At 68.3% G+C, this 15,518-nt stretch carries 20 protein-coding genes and 3 pseudogenes; 11 read left to right on the top strand and 12 right to left on the bottom strand.

Annotation, left to right across the window (positions count from 1 at the left end; all coding sequences use genetic code 11):
* The first annotated feature begins 144 nt into the window (after positions 1-144).
* Positions 145-432, top strand: coding sequence for a hypothetical protein (locus tag CYQ11_RS29095; RefSeq protein ID WP_146104619.1), 288 nt, complete (start codon positions 145-147; stop codon positions 430-432).
* A gap of 107 nt (positions 433-539) precedes the next feature.
* Here CYQ11_RS29095 and CYQ11_RS00295 read toward each other — a convergent pair.
* Together CYQ11_RS00295 and CYQ11_RS00290 are read right to left on the bottom strand one after the other, a co-directional pair.
* A pseudogene (locus CYQ11_RS00295) lies at positions 540-1,019 on the bottom strand (transposase); the annotation flags it as partial.
* An 18-nt stretch (positions 1,020-1,037) separates the two neighbouring features.
* Positions 1,038-1,661 carry a type III effector protein gene (locus tag CYQ11_RS00290; RefSeq protein ID WP_099198445.1) on the bottom strand — a complete coding sequence of 208 codons (624 nt, stop codon included), beginning with the start codon at positions 1,659-1,661 and terminating at the stop codon, positions 1,038-1,040.
* 128 nt (positions 1,662-1,789) lie between these two features.
* On the opposite strand from CYQ11_RS00290, the gene CYQ11_RS00285 reads away from it, so the two are divergent.
* From CYQ11_RS00285 to CYQ11_RS00270, 4 genes are all read left to right on the top strand, one after another.
* Positions 1,790-2,221, top strand: a complete 432-nt coding sequence (locus CYQ11_RS00285) for an Hsp20/alpha crystallin family protein (protein ID WP_099198444.1) — start codon at positions 1,790-1,792, stop codon at positions 2,219-2,221.
* A 100-nt stretch (positions 2,222-2,321) separates the two neighbouring features.
* Complete coding sequence (locus tag CYQ11_RS00280; RefSeq protein WP_099198500.1) at positions 2,322-2,717, top strand: DUF2267 domain-containing protein; 396 nt, start codon at positions 2,322-2,324, stop codon at positions 2,715-2,717.
* A gap of 64 nt (positions 2,718-2,781) precedes the next feature.
* Positions 2,782-3,222, top strand: coding sequence for a DUF2267 domain-containing protein (locus tag CYQ11_RS00275; RefSeq protein ID WP_099198443.1), 441 nt, complete (start codon positions 2,782-2,784; stop codon positions 3,220-3,222).
* Positions 3,223-3,695: 473 nt separating this feature from the next.
* Positions 3,696-5,009 carry a serine hydrolase domain-containing protein gene (locus CYQ11_RS00270; RefSeq protein ID WP_240003274.1) on the top strand — a complete coding sequence of 438 codons (1,314 nt, stop codon included), beginning with the start codon at positions 3,696-3,698 and terminating at the stop codon, positions 5,007-5,009.
* A gap of 122 nt (positions 5,010-5,131) precedes the next feature.
* Here CYQ11_RS00270 and CYQ11_RS00265 read toward each other — a convergent pair whose 3' ends face one another.
* The 4 genes from CYQ11_RS00265 to CYQ11_RS00255 all read right to left on the bottom strand — a co-directional run bounded on the left by CYQ11_RS00265 (position 5,132) and on the right by CYQ11_RS00255 (position 8,367).
* Complete coding sequence (locus tag CYQ11_RS00265; protein WP_099198442.1) at positions 5,132-5,674, bottom strand: NUDIX domain-containing protein; 543 nt, start codon at positions 5,672-5,674, stop codon at positions 5,132-5,134.
* A complete protein-coding gene (locus tag CYQ11_RS00260) occupies positions 5,664-6,170 on the bottom strand; it encodes an NUDIX domain-containing protein (protein WP_099198441.1) in 507 nt (168 codons plus the stop codon). The genes CYQ11_RS00265 and CYQ11_RS00260 overlap by 11 nt, the downstream gene beginning before the upstream one ends.
* Positions 6,171-6,767: 597 nt before the next feature.
* Complete coding sequence (locus tag CYQ11_RS30825) at positions 6,768-7,016, bottom strand: DUF6417 family protein (RefSeq protein WP_481135916.1); 249 nt, start codon at positions 7,014-7,016, stop codon at positions 6,768-6,770.
* Positions 7,017-8,136: 1,120 nt separating this feature from the next.
* Complete coding sequence (locus CYQ11_RS00255) at positions 8,137-8,367, bottom strand: hypothetical protein (RefSeq protein WP_099198440.1); 231 nt, start codon at positions 8,365-8,367, stop codon at positions 8,137-8,139.
* Between the two features lie 140 nt (positions 8,368-8,507).
* On the opposite strand from CYQ11_RS00255, the gene CYQ11_RS00250 reads away from it, so the two are divergent.
* Together CYQ11_RS00250 and CYQ11_RS00240 are read left to right on the top strand one after the other, a co-directional pair.
* Positions 8,508-8,807 (top strand): glycosyltransferase family 2 protein, encoded by a 300-nt coding sequence (locus CYQ11_RS00250; RefSeq protein ID WP_099198439.1) that lies wholly within the window; start codon positions 8,508-8,510, stop codon positions 8,805-8,807.
* Between the two features lie 785 nt (positions 8,808-9,592).
* The gene (locus tag CYQ11_RS00240; RefSeq protein WP_240003273.1) at positions 9,593-9,859 is read left to right on the top strand and encodes a Tn3 family transposase; all 267 of its coding nucleotides are present in this window, start codon (positions 9,593-9,595) and stop codon (positions 9,857-9,859) included.
* Positions 9,860-9,969: 110 nt separating this feature from the next.
* On the opposite strand, the gene rpsR is transcribed toward CYQ11_RS00240, so the two are convergent.
* The 4 genes from rpsR to rpmG form a co-directional block, all read right to left on the bottom strand.
* The gene (rpsR, locus tag CYQ11_RS00235) at positions 9,970-10,206 is read right to left on the bottom strand and encodes a 30S ribosomal protein S18 (protein ID WP_099198438.1); all 237 of its coding nucleotides are present in this window, start codon (positions 10,204-10,206) and stop codon (positions 9,970-9,972) included.
* A gap of 168 nt (positions 10,207-10,374) precedes the next feature.
* Positions 10,375-11,526 carry a CobW family GTP-binding protein gene (locus CYQ11_RS00230; protein WP_099198437.1) on the bottom strand — a complete coding sequence of 384 codons (1,152 nt, stop codon included), beginning with the start codon at positions 11,524-11,526 and terminating at the stop codon, positions 10,375-10,377.
* Positions 11,526-11,771 (bottom strand): type B 50S ribosomal protein L31, encoded by a 246-nt coding sequence (locus tag CYQ11_RS00225; protein WP_099198436.1) that lies wholly within the window; start codon positions 11,769-11,771, stop codon positions 11,526-11,528. The genes CYQ11_RS00230 and CYQ11_RS00225 overlap by 1 nt, the downstream gene beginning before the upstream one ends.
* A 43-nt stretch (positions 11,772-11,814) precedes the next feature.
* Positions 11,815-11,979 carry a 50S ribosomal protein L33 gene (gene rpmG / locus CYQ11_RS00220; RefSeq protein ID WP_099198435.1) on the bottom strand — a complete coding sequence of 55 codons (165 nt, stop codon included), beginning with the start codon at positions 11,977-11,979 and terminating at the stop codon, positions 11,815-11,817.
* A 64-nt stretch (positions 11,980-12,043) separates the two neighbouring features.
* Here rpmG and rpmB point away from each other — a divergent pair, with 64 nt between their 5' ends.
* The 4 genes and pseudogenes from rpmB to CYQ11_RS30565 all read left to right on the top strand — a co-directional run.
* On the top strand, positions 12,044-12,280 hold the full coding sequence (gene rpmB / locus CYQ11_RS00215; protein ID WP_099198434.1) for a 50S ribosomal protein L28: 237 nt from the start codon (positions 12,044-12,046) through the stop codon (positions 12,278-12,280).
* Positions 12,280-12,585, top strand: a complete 306-nt coding sequence (gene rpsN, locus CYQ11_RS00210; protein ID WP_099198433.1) for a 30S ribosomal protein S14 — start codon at positions 12,280-12,282, stop codon at positions 12,583-12,585. Before rpmB ends, rpsN begins: the two co-directional genes overlap by 1 nt.
* A gap of 149 nt (positions 12,586-12,734) precedes the next feature.
* Entirely contained in the window at positions 12,735-12,905 is a 171-nt protein-coding gene (gene rpmF / locus CYQ11_RS00205) for a 50S ribosomal protein L32 (protein ID WP_099198432.1), read from the top strand.
* Positions 12,906-12,909: 4 nt separating this feature from the next.
* Positions 12,910-13,011 (top strand): annotated as a pseudogene (locus tag CYQ11_RS30565) (GTP-binding protein); the annotation flags it as partial.
* Positions 13,012-13,588: 577 nt separating this feature from the next.
* On the opposite strand, the pseudogene CYQ11_RS00195 reads toward CYQ11_RS30565, so the two are convergent.
* Together CYQ11_RS00195 and CYQ11_RS00190 are read right to left on the bottom strand one after the other, a co-directional pair.
* Positions 13,589-14,462 (bottom strand): annotated as a pseudogene (locus CYQ11_RS00195) (helix-turn-helix domain-containing protein); the annotation flags it as partial.
* A gap of 304 nt (positions 14,463-14,766) precedes the next feature.
* Positions 14,767-15,456, bottom strand: a complete 690-nt coding sequence (locus tag CYQ11_RS00190) for a hypothetical protein (protein WP_099198431.1) — start codon at positions 15,454-15,456, stop codon at positions 14,767-14,769.
* Positions 15,457-15,518: the final 62 nt, after the last annotated feature.

The following is a 15,518-nucleotide window of genomic DNA, read 5'->3' as shown; positions in this document are numbered from 1 at the left end:
TGGCTGACGGGTTCGTGTCGGAATGGCTCATGGCATCCTCCAAGACGCGACCGAGAGGCCAAGTGGGTCACCCCAGAGTGGCTATAGCCGGAGCGGCCTGCTGCCCGATGCTGAGCAGCGGGAGGGCGACTTACGACACTTCGGTTGCCGACGTTCGGGTACGTGCTGGGCGGGTTTGAGGATGCTGTGCGGCGCAGGCCCGGCCGGCTGGACGGCCACGGGCTCGATATCGCACTCATCCTTCACATGACCGCGCTGGCCGACCTCCTGGACGAGGCCGTCAGCGCCGCCTCGACCCGGTCGGGGACGGCGACCGAGCCCGTGGCCGGCACCCAGCCGGTCGCCGTAGCCGGCCGCAAGACCGTGCGCGTGAACAGCGACTGCTCGACCACGAGTCCAAGTACTGGGGCGCCGCTCGGCAGCACCCCCTGACGGAGCTGGATGAGGAGACCCGCAAGGACGCTCTCGCCGCGGCCTTCCTGTGCGGCGCCGACACGCCCTACCAGGCGGAAGCCCTCCTCGGCCGCATCTCCTAAGGCGAGTCGGCGGTAGTTGATCAGGCTGGTGTCTATGACGGTGAAGGCGAGGAAGTGCTCGGGTTCGCGCTCGTAGCGTCGGTGCAGTCGGCGGCAACCGGAGAACAAGGACATGGTGCGCTTGACGAACCAGCGGTGTCCGCCCTGTCGCTGCGAAGACTCTTTCCCGCGGCGGGCTATGCGAGGTGTGATGCCACACGCTCGTAGCCATCGACGCTGGTGGTCGCAGGCGTAGCCCTTGTCGCCGTGCAGCTTGTCCGGTCGCCGTCGGCGCGGGCCGCGGCGGCTGCGGATGGGTGGGATGGATCGCACCAGTGGCTGTAGCACGAGGCTGTCGTGGGTGTTGGCGCCGGAGATGCCGACCGCGAGCGGGAGTCCGCTGCGGTCGACGGCGAGGTGAATTTTCGAACCGTTCTTGCCGCGATCGGTCGGATTCGGTCCCGTCAGCAGCCGCCCGGGGCGGGCGTTGACGGGACCGCTGTTGCGGTGCGCCGGGTGGGGTCAGGGAGTTGTGAGGGTGTCGAGCCGGGCGGTGAGGCCGGGGTGGGCGGCGGTCAGGTGCGGGCGGGCGGCGGCCAGAGGGGCGATGAGGTCGGCGGGGTCGTCGTGGGCCAGGGCCGCGTGTAGCTCGTCGAGCGGGCGGCGGGCGGCGGGGGGAAGGTCGGTGAGCGCGGTGATCTGGCCGGCGAGGCGGCGCAGGTCGGCTGCGTTGCGGCGGGCCCAGGCGGCGGTGCTGCGGTCGGCGGCCCGGGCCTGACGGGTGGCCTGGACACGCTGCTCGCCGGTGGTCCCGACCGGGCCGGGACGGCCACGCAGGTAGCGGCGTTCGGCGGCCTGGCGGCTGGCGACGCCGAGGGGGTGGGCGAGGTCGGCCCAGCTGGCGCCTGCGTCGCGGGCCGTTTCGATCAGGCCGGTCTCCCATCCGGCGAGCTGCTCGCGTACTTGCCGCAGCAGCAACAAGGAGGCCAGGGCCTGTTCCGGGCCGGGGGCGGGGGCGTTTGGGGTCTTGTGCCGGGCTTCGCGTAGGGCGTCGTCTATGGCGTCGAGGGCCGCCGCGGCGGCAAGGAACGACACCGGGCTGTGGGCGTCGGTGTTGGGCGAGGACGGCTGGTCGGCCGGGGCCACGGAGACCTCCCTCGAGTTGTCATCAGGAAGACGACATCATGTTTGTCATCCATTGGATGACATGTTACAACGGAGTCAGTGAGGCGCATTGGCAGCAACTGCCTGACCTGCTGGAGGTGTTTTTCCCCATGTTGATGCGCACTGACCCCTTCCGTGAGCTGGACCGGCTGGCGCAGCAGCTCATGGGCCCGGGTACCTGGTCGAGGCCGTCGGCGATGCCGATGGACGCCTACCGCGAGGGTGACCAGTACGTGGTGGCCTTCGACCTGCCCGGCGTCACCGCGGACGCGATCGACATCGACGTCGAGCGGAACATGCTGACCGTCAAGGCCGAGCGCCGGCCCGTGACGAAAGCCGACGACGTGCAGATGGAGCTGTCCGAGCGGCCGCTGGGCGTCTTCTCGCGCCAGATCGTGCTCGCCGACACCCTCGACACCGAGCACATCCAGGCCGACTACGACGCGGGCGTGCTCACCCTGCGCATTCCGATCGCCGAGCGCGCCAAGCCCCGCAAGATCTCCATCGGCGCCGGATCCGGCCACAAGGAGATCTCTGGCTGATACCGGCCGGACGGGTGCGGAGGACGGGCACCTGATCTCCCCCCACCCCGCCCTCCGCACCCGTGGGCAGTCCGAAAGACAAGAAGGGGTGGCGGTCGAGATGACTCTGCGACGTGAAGCGTTCCTCGACCACGTGAAGGAACGTGGCGAGTACGGCACCGTGAAGGAAGCCGAGCGCGCGGCCCGCGTAGTGCTCGCCCTGCTCGGCGCGCACCTCGTCGGCGAAGTCCGCTCCCAGCTCGCAGCCCGCCTGCCGGAGGGTTTCGCCCTGATCCTCCTCAACCCGCTCCAGAGCGCCGAACCGCTGTCGCCGGAGCGGTTCATACGGGCGACCGCAGCCTGGATCGAGGGCGCCACCGAGCAGACCGCGACATGGGACGTCAGCGCCGTGCTGTCCGCGGTCGCCGACACAGCCGGCGACGATCTGCTGGGGCAGATCCTGCTCCAGCTCCCCGCTGGCTACGACCTCCTCTTCGGCCGCCCCCAGCCCACCTGACCCGTACCTCGATTCCACCCACCTGCACCATCCCACCCTGGCTCCACGAAAGGCATGCACCGCAGTGATCACCGACGTGCGCGCACCGCTTGAGCACCAGCCGTACGGGACGGCGTACGAGCAGATGCTGGAGAAGGTCCGCTACGAAGGCGCCTACGCCACCCGTGAGAGAGCCGAGGAAGCCGTTCGCCTGGTCCTTTCGGGGCTGGGACGCCAGCTGACCGGCGACGAACGTGTCGACCTGGCCGCCTGCCTACCCCTGGAGGCCGCACGTGTCCTGACCGTGCAGATCCCCGACACCCAGCCGCTGACCGGATGGGCCTTCGTCAAGGACCTCGCTGCCCGTTCCGGCGCCTCCCTGGCCACGAGCCGGTGGGACACCGGCTCCGTCTTCGCGGCCGTCGCCGCCTACGCCGGCCCCGACCTCATCACCCGCATCCTCCACCAGCTCCCCACCGGTTACGCGCTGCTGTTCGGCCGTGCCGAGCTCTCCCCGGCCGCGTGAACGGGGTACCCGGGCGGCATCAGGGTCCCGCCCAGATCCCCTCCGGCCGGTCCCGTAAAGGTGGGAGTCCTCGATCCGCGCGAATCGGGGACTCCCGTCCTGTCGCTCACTGCCGTCCAACCGGTGTGTAGCTGTGCGTGACGGCCGTCGCAGGCGGTGATTCTCGCTGCTCATTCCGCTGCCTCGTCCCACGACAAGCGCCTCGGTCCCTGCCGGCGCCGAGCCTCGGAGGTGCCCCCGGCTTGCGCCGAGGGTGGTCTAGCCGGCGTGCTGCTCCCCGTGCCGAGGGTGTAGCCGCAAGGGTGACCCAACAAGTAGGCCGACGGCTGTTCCCCAACATGTGGGAGAGCTATGGGGTGATGAGGGGCAATCAGGGCCTACTTGATCAATCACGTCCCTCTCTCCATCGGGCACCACCTTGTCCCCGACCGGGTGTCAGGGTCGGGTTCGGGGCAGCACAGGGTTCCTCCCTGATGGCCGAGGGCGACTGGCCTAGAAGCATGATCTGCATGACATTCTTCTCCGTCCCCTCCACCTTCTCTGCTCCCGCCCTACCAGAGCCTTCCGCGGCCTTGGCTCCCGCCCCGGTGCGCCGTGTGCTCGCCTCGCCCCGTCGGGTCCTGCTCGGCGGAGCCCTTGCTGGGGCACTCTTCCTGACGGGCGCTCTCCCCGCGGGTGCCGCCGCGGCGGCACCCGCGCCCACACCCGCTCACGCAGGTCAGCAGGCGGCTCCCAAACTCGACATCCAAGCCCTGCGGGCTGCCGTCGCCAAGCTCGACGACCCGCAGGCCACCGCGGCGCAGATCCGCGTCAGCGGCTCCTCGGGCCGCTGGTACGGCACGGCCGGCGTGGCCGACTTGCGCACGGGTCGCAAGGTGACCGCCGACGACAAGTTCCGCGTCGGCAGCATCACCAAGGTCTTCGTCGCCACGGTCGTGTTGCAGCTGTCGGCCCAAGGCAGAGTGGATCTGGACGCGCCGGTGCAGCGCTATCTGCCGGGTGTCCTGCCGGCTGAGTACCCTCCGATCGCCGTGGGGCAGCTTCTCAACCACACCAGCGGACTACCCGATGAGAGTGGCCCGGGCCTGCCGGACACGAGCACGCCCGAGAAGGTGCTCCAGCACCGCTACGACCAGTGGACGCCGCAGCAGATGGTGGCCGCGGTCAGCCACGGCCCCATGAAGTTCGCGCCAGGCACCAGGCAGGAGTACCGCGGTATCAACTACGTCCTGGCGGCCCTGCTCATCGAGAAGGTGACGAGCCAGTCCTACGGTGCCGAGATCGACAAGCGCATCCTGCGTCCTCTAGGCCTTCACGACACCTCGCTCCCCGGCAACGACCCCCGCATCCACGGCCCCCACGTTCACGGCTACCTGGCGCTGGCTGACGGGACGCTGAGCGACGCCACCGTGTTCAACCAGTCGGAGGCGTGGGGCGAAGGCGAGATGATCTCTACCAGCCGGGACCTGGAACGGTTCATGACCGCGCTCTTCTCGGGTGATCTGCTGCCGCGGGACACCTTGGACAAGATGTTCACGCTGCCCTCCGGCGACGTCCGCATGGTGGACGGCAGCCCAGCCCGCTACAGCATGGGCCTCCAGACGGCCAGCGTGAACGGCATGACTCTGTGGGGCAAAACCGGCGAGCGCTATGGCTACAACTCGGGCATGTTCTCCACCCGTGACCAGCAGCGTCGAGTGGTGTACTCGTTCAACCCCACTCACCGCGACCAGACGCAGACGCGGATGACGCTGCGCATAGCTGACGCGGTGACGCGCAGCAGCTGAGCCCCCGGCCGGGGGGCCGGAACGGGGCCCGGCCACCCGGCATCGGACGGACGAGAAGCTGATCTCCACTCCCCGGCGCCCAAGAGGACGGCCCTCATGGCCTGGTCCCTGTAATGCCCCAGTCATCCTTCTTTGGGATGGCTGGTAGGTGGGTGCGCGCCATCCCTCGCGTACGGGCGGACGGCGCGCATCGTTTCGAACAGGGGCACTTGTTCTGCGGCTACTCCAGCGCGTGAAGGTCCTCGAGGTAGGCGCAGGTCCCATTGGCTGTGGCCTCGATCGCGGCCGTGACCAGTGCCGCGTTCGTCGGGGGAGTACCAGTCCCAGCCCAGCAGCTCCCCGTCCGGTACTCGGATGTCGGCGTACTGGTCGAGGTGCACGTGGAGGGCGAAGACGAACAGTTCGTACGGGTCGGCGATGTACTTGCTGCCCCAGTAGCGGTCTGCGGTGAGGTGCTGGACGGCCAGCAGCCGTCCCGGTCGGCCGTCGAGTCCGGTCTCCTCGCGGGCTTCGCGCACTGCGCACTGCCGAGGTGTCTCACCGGGCTCGGCTTTGCCGCCGGGGATCACCCAGTACCCGGTCTTGGCATGGTGGACGAGCAGGATGCGCCCGTCGTCGTGTTGGATGAACACGCCGGCTCCCACGCGAAGTGTCTCAGAGGGCATCGATTCTCGCCTCTAAGTACGCCGTCGTACCGGTTCGCTGTGCGTGGTGGACAGCCGCGAGCCGTTCCCAGTCCCGGGTTTCCATGATCTTGGCCCACTCGTCGAGCGGCTTCACTGCGAACTCGTCGTGCTCGTCGGGATCGAGCTGGATGCGGTCGAGGGCGTCGGCTGTGAGCTGGCCACCGTCGAAGGTGAATCCGAGCTTGGCCACGGGCCACTTGCCCACCGGCTGCCAGAACACCGCGAGGACCTTCGGGCGGCCGGTGAAGATGATCCCCGTCTCCTCCCGGCACTCCCTAACCGCGGTGTCGAACGGCGACTCGTTCACCTCGTCGGTGTTACCGCCCGGCCACTGCCACACCTGCCCGTGCTCGGGTCTGCTCGACCGCAGCTGCAACACCCGCCCGGCAGCGTCGGTGAAGAACATGCATCCGAAGCTTACGTGCATCGGCAGCTTCTTCACGTACTGCTCCGGCGGAATCCATGGATTCGCCATGGCGATTCCTCTCTACTCGAGAACGGAGTACAGAAGGCCGGCGACCTCAGGCGCGTTGTCGACGGCGTGCTGGGGCGGGGGCTGGAGCGTGGAAGCGACGTCGTGTTCGAGGCTGGTCCCGACCATGACCACGTCCGGCCTCGGTCGGAGGTCGGGTGATTGCATGGCGGAAGGTCCTCGCAGGGTTTGCGGATCTTCACGGTGTCGGAGATCGCGATGTTGGCCACCACGTCGTGAAGCTCGGCTTGGGGGACTGTGTTCGTTTGGATGCCCACCACCCGTCGAGGCATTCCCGGAGTCGCAGGGTAGGGGTGAGAGCCTCGCGGCCCTGGATGATCTGCTGCGCGAGCGGACGGCACAGGGTTTCGGCGATGGTGTTCGAGAGGTGCTGGTCGATTCGGGCGGCGGTGTTGAGGATCTGGCTCGGTGTTTCGGCGTATGTCGCTCCGGTGGTCGGGGGCCAGGTGGTGTGCTCGACGTGGGCGTTCTGTGCGGCAGCGCGGTCGGCCTCCTTGGTCCACTGCTGCGATCATCGGCCCAGCCCCTCACGATTGCGTCACATCGTTGTAGGGCAACTCCGCCCGTGTCGCTGGATGTTCAGGGATCGTGTCGGACGCCGCTTTCCCTGGCGAGACGGTTAGCGGAGTCAACCGAGTGCGCGCGGGCCTCCAGCCAGAGGGCGTACGCGATTGACTCCAGCTGCGGTGTGGTGACGTGCAGGCGCCAGCCGCTGCCTTGGGCGGCCCGGTGCGCCGTCCGGACCGCCTCGGCCAGACCAGGCGTCGGGCAGCCGGTGCAGGTCTGCGGCGAGGCGGAGGCAGAGCCGCACCGTGTCCATGGCCGCAGGGCGTAGACGTACCTCGCGGGTTCCTTGAGGGCGCTCGCTGGTCGAGGGGTGTGGCGGGCGGGTGGTGGATCTGCGGGTGGGGAGGTAGGTGAGGGTGTCGTGGCCTTCGGGGGTGAGCCGGGCTGCCCAGTGTGGGGGATCGGGGTGCAGCTGGCGGAGGGTGTTGGCGTCGGCCATCTCGCACAGGCCCATCTTGTGGAGGCGGTCGATGATCTTCAGGTCGATGCCGCAGTCGTCGGTGGCCCAGCCGTGCTGATGCTGTCCCTTCCCGTCGGACAGGGCGGCCAAGGCTTGGTACTCCGAGTCTTTGAGAGCGCCCATGGGTCCCCTCCGGTGCTGCGTGCGGTTCGTGGGCATCATGCCGCGCCATCCTGCGGCCGGGCGGGTGGTTCACGGGACTTCGCCCCGGCGAATCGGTACGCCCGCTCCGTCATCGGGAATGGATGTCCGTTTGCAGGACGGTATGGCCCATAATCATCTGATGTCACACGAGATAAGCACTTTCCCCCTCCACCAGGTAGGCCCCGAGGACGGCGGTCCCCCCGACCTGCCTCCGGTGCGGTGGTAGCCCTGAGGGAGCTGCTGGAGGACTTGCTGCGGGTGCTCGGTCCCGACCATCCCCATGCTCTGGCCGCCCGCCACGCCTTCGCCCACTGGCGAGGACGAGGCTCTGTCTCCGGGAGCTGAGCACCGATTATTTTTGTCTGTTGCGACCCAGACCGCATGCGGCTTCGCCGACTGCGGATGCAGCAAACCCAGCTCGATGCGGCACGTATCGGGGACGTGACCCGCGCGGCAACGACCTCTCGCCCATTGGCCACGACCAGCCCCTCGCCAGATCATCGTCGACCGGCTCCAGTCACTCCAGCTCGCCGAGGCGCGCGCCGACGAGCTGAACGTCATCTACGGCGAGGACCCGACGGAGTGAGCCTTCTGCCGTCGTAGGTTTCGGGTACTACTCAGCGCACACGCGGGCGCCGGTTCTCCCCGAAGGTCAAGGAGAACCGGGGCGCCCCGGCCGTCTCAGTGGTCGCTGCCAGCGATTTACTGGCCGCTGGTTTCTTCCGGTGGCCAGTAGACGCCCGGTACCCCTGGCTTGCGGGCCCAGAACGGGTCCTGTCAGCGTGCCGTTTCGGGGAGGCCGAGCAGCCGTATGCGCTCCTGCAGGTCCGGTGAGGCCCCGTCGGCCCGGAGGCGGGCGGGAGCGTGGTGCACCAGCCAGGCCGCCAGCTCGTCGCGCATCGTGTCCCTGTTTTCCCAGGCACTCCAGGGAAGTGCGTCGGCCAGCAGGTCGTACTCCCAGGTGTCGACCAGTTCCGTCAGGTGCCGGTCGGCGATGGGGTGGGGCACGGGCAGTGCCTGCCAGGCGTGCAGCCACGGTGTGACCGTGGCGGACGCCTCGGAAATTGCCGTCAGGACCTCATGGGCGGGCGCGAGGGAAGCCGGGTCGGTGAGGGTCGAGGCCGACCAGGCGTCCCAGATACGACTACATGCCGGACGTGACCGTGCACCACCCGGCCACGAGCCCGGCCCGGCACGCGACGTCCTACCGGATGAACGCCCGCAACAGGGCCTGGCTGGCCCGCCGGAACCTCCCTCGCATCCTGATCCCCGCCAACCTCGCCGTCTGGATCCTGCTGACCCTATGGCGCTTTCGCGGCCTCAAGGTCCTGCTCACCTCTCTGGCCGGCTTTCGGGAGGGACTGCGTACGAACTGCGGCACTCGGACGCCGATGAGCTGGCGCACCATCGCACAGCTGACCCTCGCCGGCAGACCGCCCGTCTTCTAACGCACGAAGGCCAGAGGGATCGATTGAGAAGCGCCTCGCAGGTCAGTATCGGTCACTACTACGGCATCCGTTCACCCGGTGGACTGAACCCTCGCCGCCAGCCCGCCAAACGACAGTACGCTGGCAAGCCATCCTCCAAGACAAAAGTCCCTCCAGGAAGACGAGTTGACCAGGCATCCGCTCGGATCCGCAGTCGGCGAAAGCCGTGCAGCCAGGCGATCGTCCACTCCACCACCCACCTGTGCGACATCCTGTGACTTCCCCTGTGCCCTGCTGAGCCCTTGTTCCCGCGACCAGGGTGTTCTGTCTCCTTTGGGTGTTCTTCGAGCCGGTGATGTAACTTCAGGATTCTCGAAGCGCTCTCACTTCGTCCGATCGATCTGTGATCGGGATGAAGGCGAGGAGGCTCGGGTTGGCGCTGGTAGCCGTACGCGACCTACGTGAGTTTCCGCGACCCGGTCTGGCGGAGGGACTGGAGCAGTTCGAGACTGACGTGCTCGCCGGGTTCGTTCTCGCGAGGTTTGGCGGGGCAGACGGACAGCACCATCCGAGGGGACGTCGGGCACCTGGACCAGACGCGGTCCTGGTTCGGCCGGCCGCTGTGGGATATGGAGCTGGCCGACGCCGACGGGTACTTCGGAAAGGTACTGCGGGGCTCGCCGAGCAGTACCCGGCTGGCCCGAGCACAGGCGCTGACCACGTAACCTTTTCTTGGAACTGCGGCACAAGGTCGAGATCCACCGGATGACCGGGCGGGTCGTCGAGTGCCCGATCGATGAACCTCGATGCTCGTCCTGCACCTGCTCCAGTCCGCGCTCGTCCACGTCAACACCCTGCTGGTCCAGCAGGGCCTGGCCGAACCGGCCTGGGCATCGAGGCTCAGCGACGAGGACCGGCGCGGCATGACCGCGCTGTTCTGGTCCAACGTCAACCCGTATGGCACCTTCCGCCTCGACATGAGCGAGCGCCTGGACCTGGGTCCGGCCGCCGCCGTGCCCCGCGCCCGAACTCCGGCGGACGCCACCGGCCGACCGAGCACGGAGACACGATGAAGGACCTCGCTGACCTCACCGACCCCGGATGAACCGCCATGCCCAGGAAAGGGCAGTCCTCGGGAAGCTGTCCCCGATCTTCTGGCGGCTGGGAGTGCCCGTCCGTCGGGTCAGCGGCCGGCGTAGGGCAGGAGGGCCATTTCGCGCGCGTTCTTGATGGCAGTGGTGAGGGCCCGCTGCTGCTGGGCTGTCACTCGGGTGACGCGCCGGCTGCGGATTTTGCCCCGGTCGGAGATGAACTTCCGCAGCAGGTCGGTGTCTTTGTAGTCGATGTAGGTGAACCCGGCCGCGTCGAGCGGGTTGGGCCGGGATTTAGCAGGCTTGCGGGGGTCGTGGCGTCGGGCCATGGCGGCGTCTCCTTGCGTGGGCGTTTCGTTCACGGCCGCGCGGGCGGTGAACAGGTCGTACGGGGTTAGTAATCCGAGCCCCTGGCGGGGCCACCCTGAGCGGGTGAAAATCGGTGTGTAGCCGTCCGGCGGACGTCGTACCGCCTTGGTGTGATCCGAGCCCGAGGGTTAGGCGGGGTCGAGGAGGGAGTCGAAGGCGGCGGGCAGGTGCTTCCAGGCTTCGCGCCCCGATCCGTACTCCGCGTCTGTCAGCAGGCAGGAGTCGAGGAGTCGTTCCAGCCCGTGCCGGTCGAGGCCGGGCGAGGTGAAGACGAGGTGCTGGCAGCAGTCACCGTGGTCGGGGTGCCAGTCGAGCGCGGCCGCCGCCTGGCGCATGGGTGGGACCATGTCCCAGGCCGCGTCCGGCAGCGACGTCAGCCATGGGCCGGCGTTCTCGACGGACAGTGCTCCCCCGGCCGCGTCCCAGGCGAGCAGCGTGTCGGGGCGGTCGGCGAGCCAGAACCGGCCGCGGCTGCGGGCTGCGGCGCAGCACAGGTCCTCAAGCGCCTGGTAGAGGCGTTGGGGATGGAAGGGTCGTCGTCGGCGCCACACGAATGTGCTGACACCGGCTTCGTCAGCTTCTTGGGGAAGGAGCGCGCAGGCCGGGTGTTGGGCGGCTGCGGCGGCCTCGACGTCGAAGCCGGCGAATGCCGCGCGGGCGAGTTCGACGGATGCGGCCGGTACCCGCTGGGCGGTGGGGTGCAGCTGTGCGAGGAGGGCGTGGTCTTCGTCGTCGGCCTCGTGGCTGTCGACGATGGCGAGGACGGGTGCGTACTCCAGCTGACGTGCCCAGGTGTCGCCGACGGTCCGCTGGTCGGTGGGGGCCGCCGCGAGTCCGGCTTCCGCGAGGTCGTCGCCGTTGGCGAGGTAGGGCAGGACGAGCGCGGGGTCTACGGCGGTGATCACGTTTGACAGGATCAGCCGCTCTCCGCCGTGCGCGGCAACGACTTCCGCCATGGCCTTCGGCTCGACCGAGTCCCACAGCTCGACCACGGCGAGCCGGGTCAGCCCGCCATCTGCCATCCGTTCCAGTTCCGGGATGAGGTCCTCGCGCAGTGCGCAGCACGCGCAGTCGTTGACCAGCGGTGCTTCACCGCGGGAAAGGGTTCCGGAGGCGTCGCGGATCAGGCGGAGCACGGTGTTGCCGGGCGCCCCGGCCAGGTCGTGGTGCAGTGCCGCACTTCCGGGAATGTCGTTCAGGAGGCGGTCGACGACCTCGGCCCGGGCTTCGGCGTGAAGTCCGGCGACGAGCACGACCGGGAGCTGGTGATGGTGAGTCATCAACGGACTCCGTAACGACGCTCGAACCGCTCCACGCGGCCGGCGGTGTCAAGGACGCGAGCGGTGCCCGTGTAGAAGGGGTGGCTGGCGGAGGAGATTTCCACGTCGACGACCGGGTAGGTGTTGCCGTCCTCCCAGTCGATGGTCTTGTCGCTGGTCATCGTGGAGCGGGTGAGGAAAGCGGTGCCGGAGGCGGAGTCGCGGAAGACGACGGGCCCGTAGGCGGGGTGGATGCCGGGCTTCACGGCAGGAACCTTTCAGAGGCTTTGAGATGGGGTGGGATTTCGGTCAGCGCTCTTCGCGGAAGTCGACATGGCGGCCGACGACGGGGTCGTACTTGCGCAGCACCAACCGGTCGGGGTCGTTGCGCCGGTTTTTGCGGGTGACGTAGGTGAACCCGGTGCCCGCCGTGGAGCGGAGCTTGATGACCGGGCGGATCTCGTTGCGTGCCATGCCGCTACTATATGACACTGGTTTTCATTTTCAATGCGAAGGCTCCGCAAGAGAGGCGGCATCCATGTCGGCCCACTGTCAACTGACCGGCGCCAAGCCGGGATTCGGCAACACCATCTCCCACTCGCACCGGCGCACCTCGCGCCGTTTCGACCCGAACATCCAGAGCAAGCGCTACTGGCTGCCCAGCGAGGGCCGCTACGTCCGCCTGAAGCTGAGCATCAAGGCGATCAAGACGGTCGACGCGATCGGCATCGAAGCCGCCGTGGCCCGGATCCGTGCCCGCGGAGGGAAGGTCTGATGGCAAAGAAGAGCAAGATCACGCAGAACGAGAAGCGCAAGGAGATCGTCGAGCGCTACGCCGCCCGGCGGGCCGAGCTCAAGGAGATCATCCGCCGCCCGTCCTTCAGCGCGGCCGAACGGGAGGTCGCGATCGCGGAACTGCGCCGGCAGCCGCGCGACGCCAGCGCCACTCGGGTACGCAACCGCGACAGCGTGGACGGCCGCCCCCGCGGCTACCTGCGCAAGTTCGGGCTCTCCCGGGTGCGGGCACGGCAGCAGGCGCATTCGGGATTCCTGCCGGGAGTGACCAAGTCGTCCTGGTAGGCAGTTCGCCCGGCCGTCGCCCCGAAGACTTCGGGGCGACGGCCGGGCCCCTGTCGCGCGCTTCCGGGGGCACTTCCGTCGCCACATTGGAAATGGGAGTCATTTGCATGTAGTCTCTGCGTTCAGCGATCAGACCGAGGAGTCCCACGATGGCTGTCCCCAAGCGGAAGACGTCCCGCAGCAACACCCGCCACCGCCGCGCCCAATGGAAGGCGACCACCCCCCAGCTGGTGCCGGTCACCGTCGACGGCTCCGTCTACCAGGTCCCGCAGCGGCTGGTGAAGGCGTACGAGCGCGGCCTCATCCACCCCGAGGGCTGATCTGGTGACGTCGTACGCCCGCCTGCCGGTGACGGTTCTGTCCGGCTTCCTCGGCGCGGGAAAGACCACCCTGCTCAACCATGTGCTCGGCAACCGCGAGGGGTTGTGGTTGTCACGCCCACAAGCGCGCCGCCGGGGCAGCCTGAGACACCGGGCTGGGCGGTGGTCGCAGCCACGGCACCGCCCAGCCCGGCCATCCCAACGACCATAGGGCGCGAAATCACGTCACGGGGCACTCTTCCAGCGGCACCGCGGGAAGGACCGTCACCCACGTGCGGCAGGCGGGACGCCGTCAACGAATGACGGTCCAACCGGCATATAGCTGAGCGTGGTGCCTTGGGCTCTGGAGTGCGGGGTCGATGGACGCCGGGGGTCCGGTTCGACGTTTCATAGGTGGTCGGCGGTGGACCCGACGGTGAACAGCGGGCCCAGGGAGCGGCGGTGGCGTGCAGACCGGTCGCGGTGAGGACGGCTGAGACCACCTGGAGGGCGGTGGTGAGCAGGAAGGCCGTCGGTCGGCGGTCTGGGCCAGGCGGATCGCGGTGGCAGAGAGCAGGCAAGCGCCGGGCGACCTTCAAGAAGGGACTGGCCGAGTGCGTGGTCGTGGCGCTCGGCGCTCACTCCGCACGGCGGGAGACCGGGCCCCGGGCGCCGACGGCGCGGCCACGGCAGCAGAGCGCGCCGTGCCGGTCGTACACGGGCGCACCGATGTATGCGTCCGCTCCGTCGCTGGCCACCCGTGCGTGCCTGATGCGTCCTCGGTCTCCTGCTCGTTGCCAGCCCTAGCAGCTGAGACAGCGGCCCGAAGCTGGAGCGTCCCCCAGAGCCGCAGGGCGAGCGGGTCGCCCTGGTCGTACTCGCGCTGCACGCTGCGCAAAGCCTTGTCCGACAGGGCCAGGGCATCGCTCCAGTCGGCAGTGGCCCACATGTCCCAAACCCGCATCCCGTCGGCGACGGCTGGCATCAAGGCATCGCCAGAGAGCTGCGCCGACCACGCTGCCCGCTCGCACGCCATGGCAATCAACTCGGTGTGCCGGGGGCGTGAGCGGCGGTGTGCGCTAACTTGCAGCACACGGCGTAGACGGTGAACGCCTCTTCTCGCTCGTGGCCGGACGAGACCTCGGCGAGGGCTCGCGCCTCCCGGAACTGGTCAGGCAGGCACCGCAGGATGGCGACGTTCGCCGCCGTGTCGCGCAGCCGGTGCAGCCGCTTCATGTCCTGCCACAACTCCGCCGACGATCGCGGCGTCCCGTCGAAGACCGGCGCCAGGTCGTACCGGCGCAGCTCCCGGAGGATCGAGGCAACGGCGACCTGCCATTGGTTCTCGGCTGGTGAGCTGGTGTATGGGCGCCCTATGAGGTCGTTGGGGTGGATGTGTAGCTCCGAGGCGACTTGGTTGAGCAGCCCGACCCTGTCCAGCTCGATCAAGCCCCGCTCCATCTTCGACACCCACCCCTACGACTTGCCGAGCGCAGCGGCAAGGTCAGCCTGCGGCATGCCCAGCCGAAGGCGGGCACGGCGTACACGGCGGCCGATCTCCTCGGCATCCTCCAGCATCAGCGCACCTCCCGACCAGCCGATGTGGGAGCGTGCCAGCTGGACTCATGGGTTCGGGAGCAAGGCATCGTGGCTTCGTCCGGTCCGCAGTGCTCGTATCCGAACGGTACCGACGCAGTGCTCGCGGTGGTGAGCCCAGTCTCGGCGCCCGCCTTGCCGCGATCATTGGGGCGCGGCGCGGGGTCGAGGAGCGCCCCTTGTTCATGGGGCGCCTCTCACCGTTCTGGCCGCAAGAATGTCCAGGTGGGTGCGCCTGTACGACTCGCCGTCCGAAGTCACGAGGCTGGCGAGATACGCAGCAGGCTCACTTTGCCTGCTCGCGCCATTCCGCGAATCTGCCCTGGACCTCGGCAATGCTCGGGTGGCGCACGGCGTCCAGCCTGTTGTCGGCGAGGAGGTCGGCGATCAGGGCTGGAGTGCCGAAGACTTCGGTTGCGCTTAGATCCCAATTGGTGAGGACGAACCAGGAGCCTTCCAGAGGCCACCAGTGTGCGGGGAACTGGGTTTCTACGGTCCAGTCGGGCCACGCGCAGGCATCGTAGTGAGCGAGTGCCTCATCCAGGCGGCCCCGGCGGGCCGGAACCGGGCGGCCGATGTCCTCGATCGCCGCCTGGGCCCAGTAGCACTCCGTACGCAGTCCGTCGGGGCTGTGGCGGGCGAGGACCTCGATCAGATGAGCCAGGCTGTCGCGGTCGATTTCCCCCAGCTCAGGCGTCTCAAGGTCTTCGGGCAGGTCAAACCCCCCGAAGACCCGGAAGGACGGGGTGTGCTGCCAATCCTCCAGGCGCTTGCCAACACATGCCAGCACGTCCTCCCACCTGACCTTCTTCCCTCCCACCGCCACCGTGTGCAGAACCCAGCAGCGATCCAGGAAACCCTCCTGGGGCTCGTAGCCCAAGACAGCCTCATCCCCGTCCAGGAACGGACGCATACCGCCCAGCGAATCATCGTCCGATACAAGCTCCAACGCAGAATCCCCCGACACTTCGATCATGCATGTGGCGTTCTGTAACCGATCAAGATTAAACGAAAAGCTGACTGGTTGAGATGCGGCTT

Source organism: Streptomyces cinnamoneus (genome assembly GCF_002939475.1).
In the GTDB taxonomy this organism is placed as follows: domain Bacteria; phylum Actinomycetota; class Actinomycetes; order Streptomycetales; family Streptomycetaceae; genus Streptomyces; species Streptomyces cinnamoneus_A.
The sequence above is the reverse complement of the archived record's forward strand: the minus strand, read 5'-3'. Positions and strand labels throughout refer to the sequence as shown.